This window comes from Bradyrhizobium sp., from assembly GCF_049512235.1.
Lineage (GTDB): Bacteria > Pseudomonadota > Alphaproteobacteria > Rhizobiales > Xanthobacteraceae > Bradyrhizobium.
This window is the reverse complement of sequence record NZ_JBEKXH010000068.1, coordinates 1-20,145: the sequence shown is the minus strand read 5'-3', so window position 1 is coordinate 20,145 and position 20,145 is coordinate 1. Positions and strand designations below refer to the sequence as shown.

Genomic DNA, 20,145 nt, shown 5'->3' with positions numbered 1-20,145 from the left:
CCGAAGTCGGTGTCGAGAGCTACCTCATCGCTGACGGTAGCGAGCTGAACCCGGCTTGGCTGAAGGACGCCAGGGCCGTCGGCATCACCGCCGGCGCTTCGGCGCCGGAAGTGCTGGTCGACGACGTGATCGAGGCCCTGAGGCGCATTGGACCGGTCGCGGTTTCGGTGCTTCCGGGCCGCGAGGAAAATATCGAATTTCGGCTTCCGGCTGAACTGACGGCAGGCTGATCCACTTCTCTACTGAGCCCAGAAAGAAACTTGTAATGGCAATACCGTTCTTCAAGGAAATACGTATCGGCGGCTATCTGATGAAGCAGAAGATGCTCGGCCGAAAACGTTATCCGCTGGTACTCATGCTCGAGCCTTTGTTTCGCTGCAACCTCGCATGCGTCGGCTGCGGCAAGATCGACTATCCCGACGCGATCCTCAATCGCCGCATGTCGGCTAGGGAATGCTGGGATGCCGCCGATGAATGCGGCGCGCCGATGGTGGCTATTCCCGGCGGCGAACCGCTGATCCACAAGGAAATCGGCGAGATCGTGCGCGGGCTGGTGGCGCGCAAGAAATTCGTGTCGCTGTGCACCAATGCGCTGCTCTTGGAAAAGAAGCTCGACCTGTTCGAGCCGTCGCCCTATCTGTTTTTCTCGGTTCATCTGGACGGTCTGAAGGACCACCACGACAAGGCCGTCTCGCAGAAAGGCGTGTTTGATCGCGCGGTCTCGGCCATCAAGGCTGCCAAGGCGAGGGGTTTCACGGTCAACGTCAATGCCACGATCTTTGACGGACACGCGGCGGAGGACATCGCCAAGTTTCTCGACTTCACGACGGAGCTCGGCGTTGGCGTGTCAATGTCGCCCGGCTATGCCTATGAGCGGGCGCCCGATCAGGAACACTTCCTCAACCGCACCAAGACAAAAAAGCTGTTCCGCGACGTGTTTGCGCTCGGCAAGGGCAAGCAATGGAATTTCATGCATTCCGGCCTGTTCCTGGATTTCCTTGCGGGCAATCAGGATTATGAGTGCACCCCATGGGGCATGCCGGCGCGCAACATTTTCGGCTGGCAGAAGCCCTGCTATCTGCTCGGCGAAGGCTATGCCAAGACCTTCAAGGAGTTGATGGAAACCACCGACTGGGACAGCTATGGCACCGGCAAATACGAGAAGTGCGCCGACTGCATGGCGCATTGCGGATACGAGCCGACCGCGGCGAATGCAGCCTTGCGCAATCCGTTGAAGGCGATGTGGGTGGCACTGCGCGGCGTGCGCACCAAGGGGCCGATGGCGCCCGAGATCAGCCTCGCAAACCAGCGGCCGGCGCAGTACATTTTCTCCGCCGAAGTACAGAAGCGGCTGTCAGAGATCCGCCGCGACGAGGCCCTCGCCGCCGAGCAGAAAGCCTCGACAGCCGCGTAGGCTGCGCAGCGCGCGATTGAAATCGATCCCGGTCGAAACCAGCGCGTGCAACGACGTTGGATTGCGCGCTAGGCCGCCCAGGACCTTGCGCAGGTCGATCCGGCCGTTCGGCTTGATCGCGGACATTGCCAACGCCGGCAAACCGCGGCTGGCGGGGTCGCTGATGACCCGCAGAGCCGCGAATGGAAGGCCGGCCTCGGTGGCGTAGGCGGCCGCGATATGGCTCTCCATATCGACCGCTGCGGCCCCCGTCTCCGAGCGCAACGCGGCCTTTAGTGCCCGGGCGGCGACCACCTGCTCTACGCCCGCAAGACCACCCCTGACGACGCGTCTGCGTCCCAACGCTACACTGGCGATCAGTTCTTCGTTCAGCGCCAGACCAGCCAGCCATCGGGCGTCGCCGGCCAAAACCTCGGTCGCCACCACCACGTCGCCTGACTTCAATGAAGGATCCAGTCCGCCGGCGACGCCGAAACTGATGACACCTCGGATCGTCGAGGGGTCAAATACCGTAAGAAGGGCCCGCAATTGCTGCGGATCACTACTGCTGCAGATCACGGTCATGCCGGGGCCTGCCGCGATGCGGGCCTCCTGCACCAGACCAGTCACAATTAGTACCGGCCGCGGGTCTATTCTGCAGACCGCGGACACGTGGCCCCCCGCCCCCAATTTCACATTCCGACCCCTACCACCCTGCTGTTGGTGTTCCTGAGATTCCGATACCGCGCCAACGCCCAGAGCGGAAAGAACTTCGGATAGCCATGATAGCGTAGATAAAACACCCGAGGAAAGCCTGTTGCCGTGTAGTGGGGCTCGTCCCACAGGCCTTTTTCGTTCTGTGTTGCAATTAGGTACTGCACGCCACGCGCCACCGCCGGATGTCCGACCTCGCCCGCCGCCATCAATCCAAGCAAGGCCCATGCCGTTTGTGAAGCTGTCGTGGGCGCCCCCGTAAATCCCCGGTAGTCGAGCCGATAGCTGGTCGCATCCTCGCCCCAGCCGCCGTCCTCGCGCTGGATCGAGACCAACCATTCTGCGGCCTTGCGGGTCACGGGGTCCTGATGATCAACGCCGGCGGCATTGAGCGCGCACAGTACCGACCAAGTACCGTAGATGTAGTTAATACCCCAGCGGCCATACCACGATCCCTCCGCGAGCTGGGTACGGCGCAGAAAGGCAACTCCGTCCGCAACCGCCTTGCTGCTCTGGATGGTCTCGCCGAGCTGCGCCAGCATCGAGAGGCAGCGGGCGGTAACGTCCTCAGTCGGCGGATCGAGCAGCGCGCCATGATCGGAGAACGGAATGTTGTTGAGATAATATTCGAGATTGTTGACATCGAAGGCGCCCCAGCCGCCGTCGCGGCTCTGCATGCCCTCGATCCACTCGCGGCCGCGGGCGATCGCCACATCGTATTCCCGGCTCCCGCTCGTGCGCCGCGCACGGTCCATCGCCATCACCACCACGGCGGTGTCGTCGAGATCGGGATAGTAGGCATTATTGTACTGGAATGCCCAGCCTCCAGGGCGAACCTGCGGCCGCTTGACCGCCCAATCGCCCTTGAGGTCCAGCACCTGCTTCGGCAACAGCCAGTCGAGACCCTGTTTGGCCGCAGCCGATGCCTCCTCACTGCCGGCTTCGATCAGGGCATGACATGTCAGCGAGGTGTCCCACACCGGCGACATGCAAGGCTGGCAATAGGCTTCGTGCTCGCCGATCACCAACAGCCGCTCAAGCCCCATTCGCGTCAGCGCGCGCGGCGGATAGTCCGCGGGCTTGCCGAGCGCCTCGTACATCATCACAGCGTTGGCCATCGGCGGATAGATCGCGCCGATGCCATCTTCACCGTTCAGCCGTTCCTCGATGAAGGCAACAGCGCTGTCGATCGCGCGCGCGCGCAGCTTGTTCGGAAACAGCGGCTCGATCGCCCGCAACACGCTATCCAGCCCGCGGAACAGCAGAAACCAGCCCGAGCTTTGATGCGGCGCCTTGGCGGTCATTCCAATGGAATATGGCGGCTGCAGGAACAGCTCATCGATGCCGATGCCACTGATATTTTTGGCGCGCGGTTTCAGTGCCGCCAAGACCAGCAACGGTACCAGCGTGGTCCGGGCCCAGTACGAAATCTTGTTGAGATGAAACGGCGACCACATCGGCAACAGCATGATCTCGACCGGCAGCACCGGCACGCTGCGCCATGTCGTCACCCCGAACATCGCCAGCATGAACCGCGTGAAGACATTGCTGCGAATGGCGCCGCCACGCGACCTGATCGCCTCGCGCGCCCGCGCCATGTGCGGCGCATCCGGGGCGGCGCCGATCATCTTCAGCGCGAAATAGGCTTTGACGCTGGCGCTCATGTCGAAATCGCCTTCGTGCACCAGTGGCCAGCCGCCGTGGGCGCCCTGAACCCGGCGCAGGTAATTCGCGATCTTGCCCTCCAGCACGGCATCGACCGGCTCGCCGAGATAGTGGCGGAGCAGCACATATTCCGCGGGGATGGTACAGTCGGCTTCCAACTCGAACACCCAATGTCCGTCCGCTTGCCGATAGTCCAGCAACGCCCGGGTCGCTGACGCAACGCTCGCATCCAGCGCGGCTCCGTTCCCGACACCAACTGGTCTATTGCCGGAATGCATCGCCTCGACATCGCCCATATTCATATCGCCTTACCCGGCCAAGCCGGATGATGCCGGTTGCTACCGATCAGGTCCGCCGTCTAGCCATCGTCTAGCCAGCACCAGATCGGCGGCGCGGTTCCCGGACCGGACCGATCCCTCGATGGTTGCAGGCAACCCGGTATCAGTCCAGTCACCCGCGAGAAACAGATTTTTACAATTTGTGACAGCGCCGGGCCGCAACGCGTTTTGCTCAGGCGTGGCCTCGAACGTGGCGCGGCGTTCGCGGACGATCTGCCAGGGCGGCAGTTCGTCCTCGATGCCCAGGGCTTTGCAGATATCCCGCCAGATCGCCTGCGCGAGCTCCTCGCGCGGCAAATCCACCAGCCGGTCGGCATTGCTGACGGTGACCGAGAGACGCTGCGGAAACGCGAACAGCCACTCGACCAGGCCGCCGACCACCCCGAGAATCGCAGGCATGTGGGCTGGCGGATCGAACCGGAAATGCGCATTGACGATCGCCCGGAATTTCGACGGAGTTTTCAGACCCGGCAGCAGCGAGGCAGCCGGGCGCGGGGGAATAGCCATCACAACGGCATCGTCGGGCGCGATCAGGACGGTGTCGTCGCCAAATCTCAATTCGCCGACCCGGCCGCCCGACATCCCGAACTGACGCAACTCATGTCCGAACTGAAGGCTGGCTCCCTTGGCCTGCAAGAGTTTGATCGCGGGTTCGACCAGAACCGCGCTCAGACCCTCCCGAGCGATCAGCGGCCGGCAAGCCCGCCCCCCCGCCAGCAAGGTTTCCCGCACCACGGCCCCGGCGAGGCCCGCCGAACCCTCCGGCGGATCGACGTTCAGCGCCGCCAGCAGCAGCGGCTGCACCAGCCGCTGGTACAGCGTCCCTCGGCACGGGATGGTGTCGCCGACCAGGGTGCTTCGCGCTGCCCAAATCAGAGGCATCAATGCGAGATAATCGAGCAGGCCGGTGTCGGGGACGCGACGCGTCCGATCGAAGATCCACCATGGCAGCCGGCTTTCCCCGAGGTCGAGCTTCCAGCGCCGTCCGGTGGTCAGGTCGACAAACGGAAATTGCGCCCGCTGCGGCCCGACCAGCCCCGCCTCGGTACCGATCGATCGCGCATAGGCCACCGCATGATGATTGCCCGAGAGCAACAGGTGATTGCCATTGTCGATGGTCAGGTTGGTCGCCGCATCGAAATAGGACCGGCAGCGACCGCCAGCCTGTTGCGTGGCCTCGTGGATATGCACCTTGAAGTTGGCATTGGCCAGCCGGACGGCGGCCGAGAGGCCGGAAATTCCAGCGCCGACGATGTGGACCTTGTTCTGCATCAGATGAAGGCGTAGCGGAGAACAATGGCGAGACGGGCCATCTTGTTGAGACGCACCGGCGCACGCGGGGCTGCGAACCCTCTTGCAACCAGCAGTTCCAGTATCGCCCGATAATATTTCGACATGATCCTTGGCGCCCGGACCAGGCGCCGTCGATGGCGCCCCATGACCTCGTCGGCCTTCTCGAAATGGGTCCGCGCCCGCGCGACCAGTGGCGCGCATACCTTCGGCAGTGCGGGATCGGCGACGACATCAAGCGGATCGGTAGAGGTGATCCCGGCATGCAGCAATCCTTCGAGCGGCAAATAGAGCCGGCCGATCCTGGCATCTTCATCGAGATCGCGCAGGATATTGGTCAATTGCAGCGCGCGGCCAAGATGATGCGCCAACAGAATGCCGTCGTCCCGCGCCAGTCCGAACACCCGCACCGACAAGCGTCCGACCGCGCTCGCCACGCGGTCGCAATAAAGATCGAGCGTCGCAAGATCCGGCGCCCTTATATCCCGCGGCACATCCATCTCCATGCCGTCCACGATCGCCAGAAAATCCTCGCGCTGCAGGCCGAATCTTCGCACCGATGCGGCATAGTCGAGCAGTCGCGGCGGCGGACGGCCCTGATACAGCGCCTCGATATCGTCACGCCATTGTTGCAGCGCGGCCAGCCGCGCGGGCCGCGGTCCGTCGGAATCGGCGATGTCGTCGACATGGCGGCAAAAGCTGTAGATCTGAAACATCGCGGAGCGCTGCTCGCGCGGCAGAATGCGCATCGCCGAATAAAATGAACTACCGGACGCCGAACTTCCGTCACTCGCGCTGGTTGCTGCCGCCTCCAGCGTCATGCGCCGGCCGCCGGTTTGGACACGGGCCGCCGTCCCACCGCCCGCCGGGTCATCTCGCTGGCCACCGCGCCGACGCTGTACAGGAGCAGTTCGACCGGGCCGAGATGCACGGTCTCGCTCAGGGGATCGCGTATTCTGAGAAGATGCACGATCCTGTGGGCGAAAGCCTGGATCACGGAGATCTCCAGCCCGAGCCTAATGTCCCTGACGTCGGCACTGAGCGATTTGCCTTCATGCAGCAGACCCTCGGTGCGCGTCGCCAGCGAATGCAGGCATTGCAGCAGCGGCGCCGATGCCCGCCCCGCGCCGAGCGCCTCGACCGAGGCCCCCGCGGCCGCGAGCGCGTCGCGCGGAAGATAGACACGGTTGAGGTTTCGGTAGTCCTTGCCGCAGTCCTGCAGGTGATTGTTGATTTGCAGGCCGGCACAGAGCGCGTCCGAGGCCGCCCAAGTCGAGGTGCTCTCGCCGTGGACATCGAGCATGAAGCGTCCGACTGGCATGGCCGAGTAGCGGCAATAATGCATGACCTCGTCCCAGTGCTCGTAACGAAGCTTGGTCACATCCATCCGGAACGCGGTCAGTACGTCCTGCGCGTGGCGCGGCGGCATCGAACGCTCCGCCAGTGCGCGACGCAGGTTGACGGTCTCGGGCTGGCTGTCGCCATGGCCCAGCAGTTCGGCTTCCAGCATATCGAGATAGCTGAGCTTGTCGCGCGCAGCGAGGGTTGCATGATCGGCGATATCGTCGGCGGTCCGGACAAAATTGTAGAACGCGAGGATCAGCGCCCGGTGGCGCGGATGAATGATCCACGACGCGACTGGAAAGTTCTCGTCGCGGTGGGTCTTGCCGGATCGCAATTGGCTCGCGCTGGTCATCGACAACTGGCTATTCGCTGGTGGCTAGGCGCCGAAAACGGTGGCTTCAAATGCTCGGGGAACGCGAACCCCATATAGGGGAATACGATGGGAAAACCAATGCTATCTGCGATTTCCCGCCGATTCCGGGCGTGCAGATACAAGCCCAGACCTCAGCTTGGGATAGCGCTGTCGGATATGCCTGTGCTTTTATTGACCGTGGTTCTTCAGCACCTGCTCGCACGCCTCGCTCAATTTGGGGCGATTTTGCTGAAGACAAGCCAGAACAGTGAAGTCGCCCTGATCAATCACCGGGCGGCAAAAGCGCTGCACGTCGCGCACGCAAGCTTTCTGTTCCTCCGGTGTCCCGCTGCGCGGTTGCTCAGCGAGGGCGCCGGTGGAGACCGATAACGAAAACATCAAAAGTGCCAGGGAAAATCTAAACATCGTGTTCCTTCTTCTTGCGGCAGAGAATTCCAACCCGAATAGCACAGGGCACCACCGGGACAGACCATTCAGATTGCGAAGGCCGCGAAACCGCAGCAATAAGCCAAGCAGAAGCGCTGGCAAATGCGGCCAAATTTACGGCGGCCTAACCGCAAATAGGGCAAACCCGGCATTTCTCGTAATATTTTGATATTGCTGCGCTATTTTTCGCTTATTATTTTTCGCAGTCTGTCGGTTGCAGATACCCCCCGTCAATATCTAGATGTTCAAGGTCGAACTTTGGCGAACCCAGCGCTGTTTCGTTTCGGTGGGATTGCCGTTCGCCAGCGGCGATCCCATCGTGTATTGGGCGTCCGGTCCAACGACCACGAGGTTATTGAACCAAATACAGGAAAGCGTCACTAAGTCTTCGATGCGGCGAGGCGTGTCTCACATGACAACGTCAATTTCAATGGGAAAACTCAAAATGAAACGGTTTGGCTCCAGTTTCTGTGGACAAGCGATCAAGGCTGCTGGCGTCGCTGCCGCGCTTCTGTTGTCCGTGTCGGGGGGCTACGCGCAGTCGGGCCCGTTTGCCGGCTTCAACGGCGCATGGTCGGGCACCGGCACGGTGGCGCTGTCCGACGGGACCACCGAGCGCATCCGATGCAAGGCCGACTACAGGGTCGATGGAACGGGTCTGAGTTTGAAGCAGAGTCTGCGTTGCGCCAGCGATAGCTACAAATTCGACCTGAGCAGCGACGTGATCAGCCAGGGCGACCGGATTTCCGGCAATTGGAGTGAAGCCAGCCGCAACGTTAACGGCAATCTGCAGGGCACCGCGGGCGGTGGCCAGATCGAGGTGTTCGTCCAGGCATCGGGATTTGCCGCCAGCCTGACGTTGCGGACCAGCGGCAACAAACAGACCGTGCAGATCAGTTCCAAGGGCGAGATCAGGGGCGTGACGATTACGATGGTGAGGGGCTAGCAGCCACGAGCCTGCTAACGCTTTACGGCGCTTTCCTCCGACGGTTTGGCGCGGCCAATCGCGCCGCGTATCCGCACCGACAGGTTAATCAGGAACATCGCGGTCGGCCGCAGGATAAAGAGGTCCGCGACCAGGGCCGCCACCATCGCAAAAGCGCTCAGCCAGCCGAACAGGCGCAGCGAGGGCAGATCGGAAAACACCGTCACCACGAGGCCGCAGGCCAAAACCACCGTGGTCAGGATCAATGCCGGACCGACCAGCACGGTCGCGCGTTCCACCGCCAGTTCCGGACTGACGCCCGGCCTGTTCTCCAGCCTCAACCGGTTGAGGAAGTGAATGGTCGCACTGAGTCCCAACCCAAACGACACGGTGAGCGCAACCACGCTGGCGAACTGCAGCCCCTCCCCCAGCAACCACAGCACCGTGCCGGACAATACCACCGGGAAAATCCCCGGCAGGATGCACGAGAACATCACGACCACCGAGCGAAACGCCAGCCCGATGAAGATCGCGACCAGCGCGAACTCGATGGTCAGCCCGCGATTCAGCTTTTCGATCATGCTGGCGCTGTTGCGCGCGGCGATCGCCGACAGACCGGTGACCGCAATCTCGTAGCCCGGATGCGCCTTGCGCACCGTGTCCAGCGAATGATCAAGCTGTTCGACCACGGGCAGAATTTCGCTTGAATCCAGATCGGGAACCCGGCCCGACACCACGACCGCATCCTGATTGGCGGAAATGAAGCGCCGCACCAGATACTCGGGAATCACGTTGACGTATTCCTTCAAGGTGGCGACGTCGGAAGTTCCGGCCTTTTCCGCGAGCCAGCGCCGCAGCGTCTCCAGCGACCAGACATTGCCGACGCCGGCCTGCTTCTCCACCAGCGCGTGCACGTCGGCGATGGTCTGCAGTGTTTCAGGACCATACAACGAGGCGCCCTTGGGAAATTCGATCAGCACGTCAATCGCATTGGCGCCGGCCAGCTTGGCGTCGAGACGCCCGCTTGCCGCCACCGCCTGCTGCTTGTCCGGCACCTGATCGGCGAGCCGGTAGCGCGGCTCGAGGTTGGCATAGACCACCGCCAGACCGCCGACAAGAATCACCGCGATCAGGCTGAACAGCCCGGGGCGGCTGACCATGCGCACCGCGATCCAGTAACAGAAATTGCGCAGCGCCTGCACGCCGGCGTCGGCGCTCTGGAACTTGACCGCGAACAGTTTTTCGTTGCGTACCAGCAGCACCCCGAATACCGGCACCAGCGACAGCACCGCAACGAGCGCGATCAGGGTAGCGGCAAGTCCCGCCTCGCCGAATTTGCGGATCAGGTCGGAATCGGAAAACTGCAGGGCAATGAACGATATGCCGGCGGTGCCATGGGTGAGCACGCAGGCCGGCCCGACCACCAGCACGGCGTTCCTGAACGCGGTGTATTTATCCTGTCCCGCGATCAGGCGGTCGCGCGCCGCAAAAGTCAGCTGCATCGAGTCCGAAAAGCTGATCACCATGATCAAGGGCGTCATCACGTTCAGGAACATATTGAGATTGAAATTCGCCCATCCGAGGCCGCCCAGCGCCAGCAGTATGGCGATCATCGGCGGGAAGGCCGCCACCACCATGAACGATATCTTGCGGAAGAAGACGATCGCGATGATGCAGCCGGCCAGAATACCGAGAACGTTGTAGGTCAGCCCGTCGCGCTCGACCGCGTTGCGGATTTCGAGCTGCATGACGGGAACACCGGATAATTCGGCGTTGAGCCCGCTGCCGGCGAGATCGTCGGCCATCAGCTTGCGGATATCACCGACCACCTTGCCGAGCTTATTGCTGGCGACCACCTCAGGTTCGAGCGACAGCACGATCAGCGCCAGCGTGCCATCCTCGGACAACAGCTTGCCGCGGATGATCTCGTTGGTTTTGACCGTCTCGATAAACTTGTCGTAGTCGGCGCCTTGCGGCAGTTCCGACGGGAACAGCGCCGCCGGCAACTTGCCCGGCGCCGGCGCCTGGCGCGCCGAGAACAGGGAAATCAGGCCGCGTGTACCCTCGACCAGCTGCAGGTCGGTGACGAGATCGCGCAGCTTCTCGAGGTTGTCGCGCGCCAGCAGCGTCTTGCCTTCGACCACCACCAGCACGTCGAATTCGGTGGCCGGAAATTGCCTGGTTTCGGCTTCGTATTGCCGGTATTCCTTGGAATTGGACCGGAACAACTGACTGAGCGAATCATCGATCTTGATGCGCTGGATACCGAAGATCGCACCGATGATCAGCGCCACCAGAACGATGCAGGAGAGGATCGGCGCCTGCACCGCAATGAGCCCAATGCGCTCCAGCCCGAAAGCGATGCTGGCCGTCGGCCGCTGCTCGATCTTCTCGACGTGGACCTCGCTGTCGCTGTTCTTTTCAAGCATGCCCTGTCCAGTTTCTCACAACGGCTTGATCTGCAAAGCTTGAATTGCCGGGCGCAAATGAGCCTGCCTCGGCCACGTCTGATCGGCGCTAGCCCTTGAAAACATGCGGCAAATTTGTAATGCAAGGTGTAGCAGGTCTGCACCGCATATCGCAAGCTTGCACCGCCGCACAAAATCGCCGCGAATGCGGCGATATTGGGCCTCAGGTCTCGGATTTGTCGCACGACGTCGCATTCGTGATGACAGGCCGTGGCCTCGGCCCGCCGCTCTCGTCCTTCAAGGCGACACCGGTCAATCCCCGCGCCAGGCCTTCGCGAACCAGCCACGCGATCCGAAAGGCGGCTTCATCGTAGCCAAGCCCCGCGCCGTGGATATTGGAGACGCAATTGCGCTCGGCATCGGTCAGACCCGGTCCAGGGGCGAAGGTCAGATAGGCCCCGAGGCTGTCGGGGGCGGACAGCCCCGGACGTTCGCCAATCAACATCACAATCATGCGCGCGCCAATGATGGCGCCGATCTCGTCGCCCAAGGCGACCCGCGCTCCCGTGGCAACCAGGGCCTGGCCGATGGCAATCCCGTCTGCGGCCAAGCGCGGAACCAAGCTCTCGACGACGTGAACGGCGTGAGCATTGACCGCCGTCGGCGACAGGCCATCGCCGACCACGACCGCTAACTGGCACGGGCCGGCCTTGTGGCCCGCCAACAGATGCTGCGAGGCCTGATCGAGCATTCGTCCGAGGTCGGGACGCCTGAGATAGTCTTTGCGGCCGCGCGCGCGGCTTGCGACTTCGAACACATCAAGACCGAGTTCGCGGAGGCTTGATCTGATACCGGCAGCATCGAAGGCGGCATGAACCGCGTCGCGGGCGCGGGCGTGGTCCAGCGTAAAATCGAGCAACGCGTCGGTCGGCAGGCTGGCGCCGGCGCGCCCAAGCCCGACGCGCGCCGGGGTGAGACGGCGCAGATCCCGCAGCGAACGCGACGACGGCGCCGGCGTTTTCATGGCTGGGCTACTCGGCGGGCACAGACACCTCGCGCAGCCGGATCGAATAGTTCGATGCGTTCTGCTGACCGGTCGAAGCCGCGCGCGCGAACATGATCAGGTGATGCCCGACCATCGCCACGGCAATCAGGCTTTCGATGTCGCCGTGCCGCAGCCGCGACAATGCAAATTTCCAGAACACTTTCCGGTAGTCGCCGAGCACACCGACCTTCCAGAAAATATTGCGCAGCATGATCAGCCCGCGCTTGATATTGGCCCAGGTCTTCTGCTGCGGGGTGACCGGCACTTTGAGCCGGTTGGCATAGGTGAAATTCACCTGATACTGATAGCGCGCGTAGAGCTTTTCCGGCTGATAGGCGATCTCCATGCATTTACGCCACGAACTGACCACATGGTCATAGGGCAGCAGGAAATCGACATTCGAATCGCGGGCTTCGTCGTGGATCAGGCGGTTGTCACGTTCGAGGCGGTCCCACAACGGCGTTTTGGGCAGCGCCTGCAGGAGATTGATCGTCAGCAATGGAATCTGGGATTGCTCGACGAAATCGAGCAGCGCCTCGCCGGTCTCCAGCTTGTCGGTATCCAGACCCATGATGATGCCGGAGACAACCTCCATCCCGTAGCGGTTGATGGTCTCTATTCCCTGCAGGATCGGAACCATCATGTTGTGGTCCTTCTGCATCGCCTTCAATGCCGCGGGATCGGGAGTCTCGATACCGCAGAAGATCGTCTGGAAGAAGGCGTCGCGCATTTTCTCGAGAATCTCGGTACGCTTGGCGATGTTCAGCGTCGCCTCGCAGGCCATGCGCATCACATAACCGGTTTTCTTCTGCCACTCGATCAGATGCGGCAGCAGATCCAGTGCCGCCTTTCGATTGCCGATGAAATTGTCATCGACGAAATAGATCGAGCTGGCCCCGCATGCGAGCAGTTTGTCGAGTTCGGCGGTGATCTGCTGCGGCGTCTTCAGACGTGGATTGCGGCCGTAAAGTCCGGGGATATCGCAGAATTCGCACTGATAGGGGCAGCCGCTGGAATACTGGATGCTGCCAAGAAAATATTTCTTGATCTCGGCGAGTTCGTAGGCCGGAATCGGGAACTCGGTCATGTCGAGCCGGTCGGCGGTCTTCAGCACCACCTGCTGCGCAGGCCGCGACAGATCGCGCGCCAGCCGCGCGATCAGTTCGTCGGTCGCATCGCCGAGCTCGCCGACATGCAGATAGTCGAACGAGGGATAATAATCCGGACAGGCGCTGACCGAGGGTCCGCCGATCGCGACCGGCAGATCGAAGGCCTGCGCCCGGCGACAGATGTCGTTCATCTGCTGGCGTTGGATATGCATGCCGCTGACCAGGACCGCGTCCGCCCATGCGAAGTCTTCGGCCGTGGCGGCGCGGATGTTTTCGTCGATGAAACGGACCGGCCAGTGCGCGGGCAGATAGGCCGCGATCACCAATAGTCCCTGCGGTGGCATGAAAGCCTGGACGCCGTCGGTCAGGGGGTAGGCGTATTCGAAGGTGCCAAACGAAGAAGTATAACGCGGAAAGACGCACAGGATGCGCCGCACCGTCTCAATGCCCTCGGATCTCATCAGATGTCCTCTGCGACCTCAGGTGACCGTCGCCAAGTTAAGCACGTCGCTCGAAAATGGGCCAGAAATTCCTCAACATTGTGGCAGCCGTTCAACGTCGGAGCTGACAAAATGTTGAAGCAGCAACGCTTTTGCTCGCCTCAGGCAATCAGCCGCGACGCAAAATCAGGCAGCAAGTCGACGCTGCCGGCAACGCGGAAGTCGGCATCGGCAAGCCCCGAACGAAACAGCCAGTCGTCGAACTCCGGTGCCCGCTTCAGGCCGAACAGATCGCGAATGTATAGCGCATCGTGGAACGAGGTGGATTGGTAGTTCAGCATGACGTCATCGGCTCCGGGCACTCCCATAATGAAGGTCACGCCGGCGGCGGCGAGCAGCGTCAGCAGGTTGTCCATATCGTCCTGGTCGGCCTCGGCATGGTTGGTGTAGCAGACGTCGACGCCGAGCGGCAGGCCGAGCAGCTTGCCGCAAAAATGATCCTCAAGCCCGGCGCGGATGATTTCCTTGCCGTCATAGAGGTATTCCGGGCCGATGAAGCCGACCACGCTGTTGACCAAAAGCGGATCGAAGGCGCGGGCAACGGCATAGGCGCGCGCCTCGCAGGTTTGCTGGTCGACGCCGTGGTGGGCTTGGGCCGAAAGCGCCGAGCCCTGCCCGGTTTCGAAATACATGACATTGCAGCCGACGGTTCCACGCCGCAGCGAAAGTCCGGCCTGATGGGCTTGCGCCAGCAGCCCGAGATCGATGCCAAAACTTCGGTTGGCCCGCTCGGTGCCCGCAATCGACTGGAATACCAGATCGACCGGCAGGCTCCGATCGATCAATCCAAGGGTCGTCGTCACATGGGAGAGAACGCACGCCTGGGTCGGAACCTGCAAGCGGGTAATGATATCGTCGAGCAGCCGCCAGAGCCCGCCGATGACGGAGGGATCGTCGCTCGCCGGATTGATGCCGATGCAGGCGTCGCCGGATCCCATGAGGATGCCGTCCAGGATCGAGGCCGTGATGCCCCTGATGTCATCGAAGGGATGGTTGGGTTGCAGCCGCACGCTCATCCGGCCGCGCAGGCCGATACTGTTGCGGAACGCCGACGTGACCTGGCATTTTTTCGCAATTAGGATGAGATCCTGGTTGCGCATCAGTTTCGATACTGCCGCGGCCATCTCCGGCGTAACCCCGCGCGCCAGTTTTTTGAGAACATCGCTGGTGGCGGCGTCGGAGAGCAGCCAGTCGCGGAAGGCGCCGACGGTCAGCGAAGAGATCGGCGCAAAGGCTGACGTATCATGGGTATCGACGATCAGGCGGGTGATCTCGTCGTCTTCATAGGCAATGACGGTCTCATGAAGGAATTGCTTCAAGGGAAGGTCTGCCAGCGCGATCCGCGCCGCGATCATCTGCTCGGCGCTATCGGACGCGATCCCCGCCAACCGGTCGCCGGAACGCGGCGGCGTGGCCTTGGCGAGGAGGTCGCGGAGATCGTCGAACACATGGCTGGTGCCATCGATGGTGTGGCGATAGATCATGGCTTCTCCCGGCCGCAGGCGGCGCTGCCGCCACGGCCTGGCTTCCAGACTATCAGCTGGAAGAATTCCACGCAGCTTGGATGGCAGCTCAGCAATTTGCGCCCCCGTCATTCCACCAGCAGCACATCCACCGCCACCCCGAGCCTTTGCTTGCGCGATCCGACGATGATGCCGTCGACCGGCGAGACATCGGAAAAGTCCCGCCCGACGGCCAGAACAATGTGATCGTTCTCGACGATAAGGTCGTTGGTCGGGTCGAAGCCGACCCACCCCTGCGCCTCGCCGCACCACAGCGAGACCCAGGCGTGGGTCGCGTCCGCGCCCTGCAGGCGCGGCTTGCCCGGCGGCGGGATGGTGCGGAGATAGCCGCTGACATAGGCCGCCGGCAGTCCGAGGCCGCGCAGGCCCGCGATCATCACATGGGCGAAGTCCTGGCACACGCCGTGGCGCTTTTCGAACACTTCCTCGAGCGGGGTCGATATCACGGTCGCTTTCGGATCGTATTTGAAGTCGGTACGGATCCGGTGCATCAGGTCGACCGCGCCGGCGAGGATGCCTGCGGCCTTCGGAAAGCTCGCCGCCGCATAGGCGCTGACCGGTGCCTGCACCGGCACCAGCGGGCTCGCAAAGACGTAACCGATCGGTGAGGCGGGTCCGAGGCTTTTGGCCTCGAATGCCGCATCCCGCACGCTCTCCCACTCCGGGCTCGGCGCGGCGCGGCCAGGCGCCGGGCGGAAAACCGAAACCCGCGAACGCGAATCGATACGTAAATTGCGATGCGGAGTTTCGATCAGGATGCTCTCGGTCAGGGTCCCGAAAAAGTCCCGCCGCATGGCACGGTCCGCAGGTCGCGGCCTGATCTCGACGGCGTGCGAGATCAGTTGTTGCCCGTCGCCGCTCCTCGGCTCCAGCCGCAGCGAGCAGCGTGCGAAACTGACCGGACTTTCGTAACTGTAGGTTGTGACGTGACGGATGTCGTAAATCACGCGAGGCCCGTCAGCTTTTCAGGCCGGCTCGCATTGGGCCCGTGCGGGAAGTAGTGCGATCCGATGGCATCGGCAAGCGTCAGGAGATCCTGTTCCATCGAAAACAGTGTTTTGGTATCGAGGCTTGCCGCTTCCGCCGTCGTCAGCATCGCCTGCAGGGCGACGGCCAGCCGCTGCGGCCGCTCGATCAATCCTCCCTCGCGCAGGGCCGGCAGGCTGGCGATATGATCGTTCAGTCCGGAGACCTGAAACGCCACCGATCTCGGATTGTAGGGATCGAGAACCACGAGGTCGCGCACCGGCGCCAGCAGCGGACCTACGAGGTAGCGCGAGCGATAGGTGATCTGGCAATCGACCAGCGTCAAAAGGATATCGAGATCCTCGCCGCCGGCTTCGTCATAGGCGAATTGCCGCGCAAAACGCATGGTGTTGATGGCGCGCTCGGCGCGCCGGCCCATGTCGAGAAAACGCCAGCCGGCGGCGCGGTTCATGTTTTCCTGCGAGAGCCCGGCGAAGCTTGCAAGCTCCTGCAGGGTCAGTTCGGCGGCGCTGACAACGCCGTCGTCATCCTCGACTTCCTGGGCCAGCCGCTCGGTCATTTCGGTAATGACCTGCCAGGCGTCCGGGGAAAGCCGCTCGCGCAGCGTTGTGGCGGTTCGCTGCGCCGAACGCAAAAGCGACAGGGCCGAACCGAACCTTTCCTCGTCCTGCAGGGCGTCGGCCGCGATCCTGGCCGGCTGCGCGCGTGCCGTTTGCGACGTCGCGCCCCAAGCCACCAGGAGCCGCTGGATACGTTCCAGGGAATGCGGACCGGTGGACGAACTTCTGCCGGGATCGCGCAGCGGCGCGCCGAGCGCCCGCACCAGCCGCAGCGTCGCCTCGACGCGCTCGAGATAGCGGCCGAGCCAGAACAGATTGTCGGCGGCGCGGCTCGGGACCACGCCCGCGATGCGCCGGATCCGCACCGTATCCATGGCCGGCAGCAGCGTGGCGGCCGAAACCGCCTTGTCGGAGACCACCCAGACGTCGGCTGCTCGCGCGCCATCGCCCATCGACACCGCGCGCGCATCGAGCTTGTCGGCGATCCGGCAAAAGCCGCCGGGCATGATGGTCCAGCCATCGGGGGTGGCGGCCGCGAATACCCTGAGCACGAACGGGCGCGGCGTGATCCGGCCCTCGTCCCAGACCGGCGTCGTCGACAGCCGCACCAGTTCCTGCCCGACATAGTCGATGCCGCGATCGTTGATCGCGGTCTTGAGCCGTTCGCGCTCGGCTGGCGACATCTCGCTGGCGAGCACCGGCCCGTTGCCGGGGAAACCGGGCACGCCCCTGCCGTAGGCGCCCTCGATGGCGACCTGGTCGAGCCGCGCCAGCACTTCCTCGCGCGCGGGCCTCTGGCCGCACCACCAGGTCGCGATGTTGGGCATCTTCAGATCTTCGCCAAAGAAGCGCCGGCACAGGCTCGGCAGGAATCCCAACAGCGCTCGCGCCTCCATCACCCCCGAGCCCGGCATGTTGGCGACGACGACGCCGCCCTTGCGGAGCACATCGATCAGGCCGGGCACGCCGAGCTGGGAGGAAGCGTTGAGCTCGAGCGGATCGAGAAAATTGGAATCGACCCGGCGCAGCAACACGTCGAGGCGCTTCAAACCGGCCACGGTCCGGATATGAATGCGATCGCCGCTGACGGCGAGATCGTCGCCTTCGACCAAAAGAAATCCGAGATAGCGCGCCAGCGTGGCATGCTCGAAATAGGTTTCGCTGAACTGACCCGGCGTCAACAGGCCGATCCGCGGCTCGTCGCGGTCGGCGCTGGCGCGCAGACTGTCGCGGAACGCCTCGAAGAACGGCGCTACCCGCTCCACATTCATCGATTTGTAGAGCGACGTAAACGCGCGCGACAGCACCAGGCGGTTTTCCAGCGCGTAGCCGGCACCTGATGGGGCCTGGGTGCGGTCGCCCAGCACCCACCAGCGCCCGTCGGGCCCACGGCCGACATCGGCGGCATACAGGTTGAGATAGCGGCCGCCCGGCGGCTTGATGCCGCAGACCGAACGCAGATATTCGGTGCTGCCGGCAATGGCTGCCGCGGGTATCGCGCCCTCGGCGATCAACCGCCCCTCGCCATAAAGGTCGCTCAGGATGAGCTCCAGCAATTGCGCCCGCTGCACCATGCCGGCGGTCAACTGCTGCCAATCGGCCTCGTCGATCAAAAGCGGCAGGTGACTGAGCGGCCAGAGCCGGTCGGCGATCTCGCCGGGCGCCCGGTAGCTCACCCCGGCCTCGCGCAGATGCCGGTCGGCGGCCCCGAAGCGGCGCTCGATTTCGCCAGGCGTCAGCGCGGCAAAAGCGTCGAAGAACCGGGTCCAGACCGCGCGCGGCGCCCCGTCCTGGGCGATGTACTCATCGGGAATTCCCGGCAGGCGGACATAGTCGCGCGTCCACAGGGCCACTCGCCGGTTGCCCGGCCGGACCTTGCTTCCCTGACCGCTCCCCTGGCCGGCGTGCCCCGCCATCCCTCTACTCCTGACTGCCTGTTCTCAATGCAGGAGCCGCGTTCTCAAGTCGAGGGTCAAAGGAAATTCAATGGTGCGTTCCTCGGGCGGCGGATCGATCGTGCCCGGCGTATGGCCGTGATCCTGAAACCGGGCCAGCCGGCGCGCCTCGGCCTCGTAGGAATTGACCGGCTTGGTCTCGTAGCTGCGTCCGCCGGGGTGCGCCACGTGGTAGACGCAGCCGCCCAGCGAGCGGCCGTTCCAGGTATCGATCAGGTCGAACGTCAGCGGCGCGTGAACCGGAATGGTCGGGTGCAGCCCCGAGGCCGGCTGCCATGCCTTGAAACGGACGCCCGCCACCGCCTCGCCCGAGCGGCCGGTTGCCGTCATCGGCAGCCGCCTGCCATTGCAGGTGACGACATGGCGGCCTTCGACAAAGCCGTCGGCCTTGATCTGCAGCCGCTCCACCGAGGAATCGACGTATCGCACGGCGCCCCCCGCGCTGCCTTCCTCGCCGAGCACGTGCCAGGGTTCGAGCGCCTGACGCACTTCCAGCGCAACGCCGCCATGATGGACCCGTCCGAATACGGGAAAGCGGAATTCGAGCTGCGCCGCGTACCATTCCGGGGAAAAATCGTAGCCGGACTGCCTGAGATCGGCGAGCACGTCGAGGAAGTCTTCCCAGAGGAAATGCGGCAGCATGAAACGGTCATGCAGCGTGGTGCCCCAGCGCACGAACTGGCCCTGCTGCGGCTCGCGCCAGAGTTTTGCGATCAGCGCCCGGATCAGCAATTGCTGCGCGAGGCTCATGCGCGGGTCGGGCGGCATTTCCAGGGCGCGAAATTCCACCAGGCCGAGCCGGCCGGTGGCGCTGTCGGGGGAATAGAGTTTGTCGATGCAGATTTCGGCACGGTGGGTATTGCCGGTGATATCCACCAGGATGTGCCGGAACAGGCGGTCCACCAGCCATAGCGGGGCCTTGGTTCCAGGCGGCGGCACCTGCGCCAGCGCGATCTCCAGCTCATACAGCCCGTCATGGCGGGCCTCGTCGATGCGGGGTGCCTGGCTGGTGGGACCGATGAACATCCCGGAGAAAAAATAAGACAGCGCGGGATGCCGCTGCCAGTACAGCACCAGGCTTTTCAGCAGGTCCGGACGGCGCAGGAACGGCGAATCCGAAGGCGTGCCGCCGCCGATCACGACATGGTTGCCGCCGCCGGTGCCGGTGTGGCGGCCGTCGACCAGGAAGCGGTTGGCGCCGAGCCGGACTTTGCTTGCGTCCTCATAGAGGCCGAAGGTGATGTCGACGGCGTGGCGCCAGTTCGTCGAGGGCTGGATATTGACCTCGATCACGCCGGGATCGGGCGTCACCTTGATCACCTCGACCCGCGGGTCGAAAGGCGGCGGATAGCCTTCGACATGAACCTGCATCCGCATCTCCTCGGCGGTTGCCTCCACCGCCGAGACCAGTTCCAGATAGTCCTCAAGCTTCTCCACCGGCGGCATGAAGGCGCACAGAATGCCGTCGCGGATCTCGATCGACATCGCGGTGCGGATGCCGCCGCCCTTGAGCTGCTGCTCGTTGACTTCCTGATGCGGCGCGCTTTCCGCCGGTGTCGCGTCGTAAACCGGCAGCTCCTCGCGCGGCTC

The 20,145-nt window shown here is 63.3% G+C and carries 15 protein-coding genes and 1 pseudogene; 3 read left to right on the top strand and 13 right to left on the bottom strand.

Going from position 1 to position 20,145, the window contains the following annotated elements:
* Window positions 1-230, top strand: a pseudogene (locus ABSG20_RS09130) (4-hydroxy-3-methylbut-2-enyl diphosphate reductase); the annotation flags it as partial.
* 35 nt (window positions 231-265) lie between these two features.
* Window positions 266-1,414, top strand: coding sequence for an adenosyl-hopene transferase HpnH (gene hpnH / locus ABSG20_RS09125; protein WP_423864172.1), 1,149 nt, complete (start codon window positions 266-268; stop codon window positions 1,412-1,414).
* On the opposite strand, the gene ABSG20_RS09120 is transcribed toward hpnH, so the two are convergent.
* From ABSG20_RS09120 to ABSG20_RS09095, 6 genes are all read right to left on the bottom strand, one after another.
* A complete protein-coding gene (locus ABSG20_RS09120) occupies window positions 1,355-2,089 on the bottom strand; it encodes a phosphorylase (RefSeq protein ID WP_423864171.1) in 735 nt (244 codons plus the stop codon). The two genes, hpnH and ABSG20_RS09120, sit on opposite strands and share 60 nt — an antisense overlap.
* On the bottom strand, window positions 2,086-4,050 hold the full coding sequence (gene shc / locus ABSG20_RS09115) for a squalene--hopene cyclase (RefSeq protein ID WP_423864174.1): 1,965 nt from the start codon (window positions 4,048-4,050) through the stop codon (window positions 2,086-2,088). Before shc ends, ABSG20_RS09120 begins: the two co-directional genes overlap by 4 nt.
* 60 nt (window positions 4,051-4,110) lie before the next feature.
* Window positions 4,111-5,382, bottom strand: coding sequence for a hydroxysqualene dehydroxylase HpnE (gene hpnE, locus ABSG20_RS09110; protein WP_423864170.1), 1,272 nt, complete (start codon window positions 5,380-5,382; stop codon window positions 4,111-4,113).
* Window positions 5,382-6,221, bottom strand: coding sequence for a presqualene diphosphate synthase HpnD (gene hpnD, locus ABSG20_RS09105; RefSeq protein ID WP_423864169.1), 840 nt, complete (start codon window positions 6,219-6,221; stop codon window positions 5,382-5,384). The genes hpnE and hpnD overlap by 1 nt, the downstream gene beginning before the upstream one ends.
* The gene (gene hpnC / locus ABSG20_RS09100; RefSeq protein ID WP_423864168.1) at window positions 6,218-7,096 is read right to left on the bottom strand and encodes a squalene synthase HpnC; all 879 of its coding nucleotides are present in this window, start codon (window positions 7,094-7,096) and stop codon (window positions 6,218-6,220) included. The genes hpnD and hpnC overlap by 4 nt, the downstream gene beginning before the upstream one ends.
* 189 nt (window positions 7,097-7,285) lie before the next feature.
* A complete protein-coding gene (locus ABSG20_RS09095; protein WP_423864173.1) occupies window positions 7,286-7,522 on the bottom strand; it encodes a hypothetical protein in 237 nt (78 codons plus the stop codon).
* Between the two features lie 466 nt (window positions 7,523-7,988).
* Between ABSG20_RS09095 and ABSG20_RS09090 the strand changes: the two genes are divergently transcribed.
* On the top strand, window positions 7,989-8,489 hold the full coding sequence (locus ABSG20_RS09090; protein WP_423864167.1) for a hypothetical protein: 501 nt from the start codon (window positions 7,989-7,991) through the stop codon (window positions 8,487-8,489).
* 14 nt (window positions 8,490-8,503) lie between these two features.
* Here ABSG20_RS09090 and ABSG20_RS09085 read toward each other — a convergent pair whose 3' ends face one another.
* The 7 genes from ABSG20_RS09085 to ABSG20_RS09055 all read right to left on the bottom strand — a co-directional run.
* On the bottom strand, window positions 8,504-10,897 hold the full coding sequence (locus tag ABSG20_RS09085) for an efflux RND transporter permease subunit (protein ID WP_423864166.1): 2,394 nt from the start codon (window positions 10,895-10,897) through the stop codon (window positions 8,504-8,506).
* Window positions 10,898-11,099: 202 nt separating this feature from the next.
* Window positions 11,100-11,900: an ethanolamine ammonia-lyase subunit EutC gene (gene eutC / locus ABSG20_RS09080; RefSeq protein ID WP_423864165.1), complete on the bottom strand. Its 801-nt coding sequence runs from the start codon at window positions 11,898-11,900 to the stop codon at window positions 11,100-11,102.
* 7 nt (window positions 11,901-11,907) lie between these two features.
* On the bottom strand, window positions 11,908-13,491 hold the full coding sequence (locus ABSG20_RS09075) for a B12-binding domain-containing radical SAM protein (RefSeq protein ID WP_423864164.1): 1,584 nt from the start codon (window positions 13,489-13,491) through the stop codon (window positions 11,908-11,910).
* 140 nt (window positions 13,492-13,631) lie between these two features.
* Entirely contained in the window at window positions 13,632-15,014 is a 1,383-nt protein-coding gene (locus ABSG20_RS09070; RefSeq protein WP_423864163.1) for an ethanolamine ammonia-lyase subunit EutB, read from the bottom strand.
* Between the two features lie 107 nt (window positions 15,015-15,121).
* On the bottom strand, window positions 15,122-16,000 hold the full coding sequence (locus ABSG20_RS09065) for a transglutaminase family protein (protein WP_423864162.1): 879 nt from the start codon (window positions 15,998-16,000) through the stop codon (window positions 15,122-15,124).
* Window positions 15,997-18,516, bottom strand: coding sequence for a circularly permuted type 2 ATP-grasp protein (locus tag ABSG20_RS09060; protein ID WP_423864161.1), 2,520 nt, complete (start codon window positions 18,514-18,516; stop codon window positions 15,997-15,999). Before ABSG20_RS09060 ends, ABSG20_RS09065 begins: the two co-directional genes overlap by 4 nt.
* A gap of 24 nt (window positions 18,517-18,540) precedes the next feature.
* A partial coding sequence (locus ABSG20_RS09055; protein ID WP_423864160.1) for a transglutaminase family protein occupies window positions 18,541-20,145 on the bottom strand: 1,605 nt, incomplete at its 5' end.

Excerpts from the sequence above, each read along its gene's own strand:
- shc (WP_423864174.1), bottom strand. The coding sequence starts at position 4,050 with ATGCATTCCGGCAATAGACCAGTTGGTGTCGGGAACGGAGCCGCGCTG.
- hpnE (WP_423864170.1), bottom strand. The coding sequence starts at position 5,382 with ATGCAGAACAAGGTCCACATCGTCGGCGCTGGAATTTCCGGCCTCTCG.
- ABSG20_RS09085 (WP_423864166.1), bottom strand. The coding sequence starts at position 10,897 with ATGCTTGAAAAGAACAGCGACAGCGAGGTCCACGTCGAGAAGATCGAG.
- ABSG20_RS09090 (WP_423864167.1), top strand. The coding sequence starts at position 7,989 with ATGAAACGGTTTGGCTCCAGTTTCTGTGGACAAGCGATCAAGGCTGCT.
- hpnC (WP_423864168.1), bottom strand. The coding sequence starts at position 7,096 with ATGACCAGCGCGAGCCAATTGCGATCCGGCAAGACCCACCGCGACGAG.
- ABSG20_RS09060 (WP_423864161.1), bottom strand. The coding sequence starts at position 18,516 with ATGGCGGGGCACGCCGGCCAGGGGAGCGGTCAGGGAAGCAAGGTCCGG.
- ABSG20_RS09075 (WP_423864164.1), bottom strand. The coding sequence starts at position 13,491 with ATGAGATCCGAGGGCATTGAGACGGTGCGGCGCATCCTGTGCGTCTTT.
- hpnD (WP_423864169.1), bottom strand. The coding sequence starts at position 6,221 with ATGACGCTGGAGGCGGCAGCAACCAGCGCGAGTGACGGAAGTTCGGCG.
- hpnH (WP_423864172.1), top strand. The coding sequence starts at position 266 with ATGGCAATACCGTTCTTCAAGGAAATACGTATCGGCGGCTATCTGATG.
- ABSG20_RS09070 (WP_423864163.1), bottom strand. The coding sequence starts at position 15,014 with ATGATCTATCGCCACACCATCGATGGCACCAGCCATGTGTTCGACGAT.
- eutC (WP_423864165.1), bottom strand. The coding sequence starts at position 11,900 with ATGAAAACGCCGGCGCCGTCGTCGCGTTCGCTGCGGGATCTGCGCCGT.
- ABSG20_RS09095 (WP_423864173.1), bottom strand. The coding sequence starts at position 7,522 with ATGTTTAGATTTTCCCTGGCACTTTTGATGTTTTCGTTATCGGTCTCC.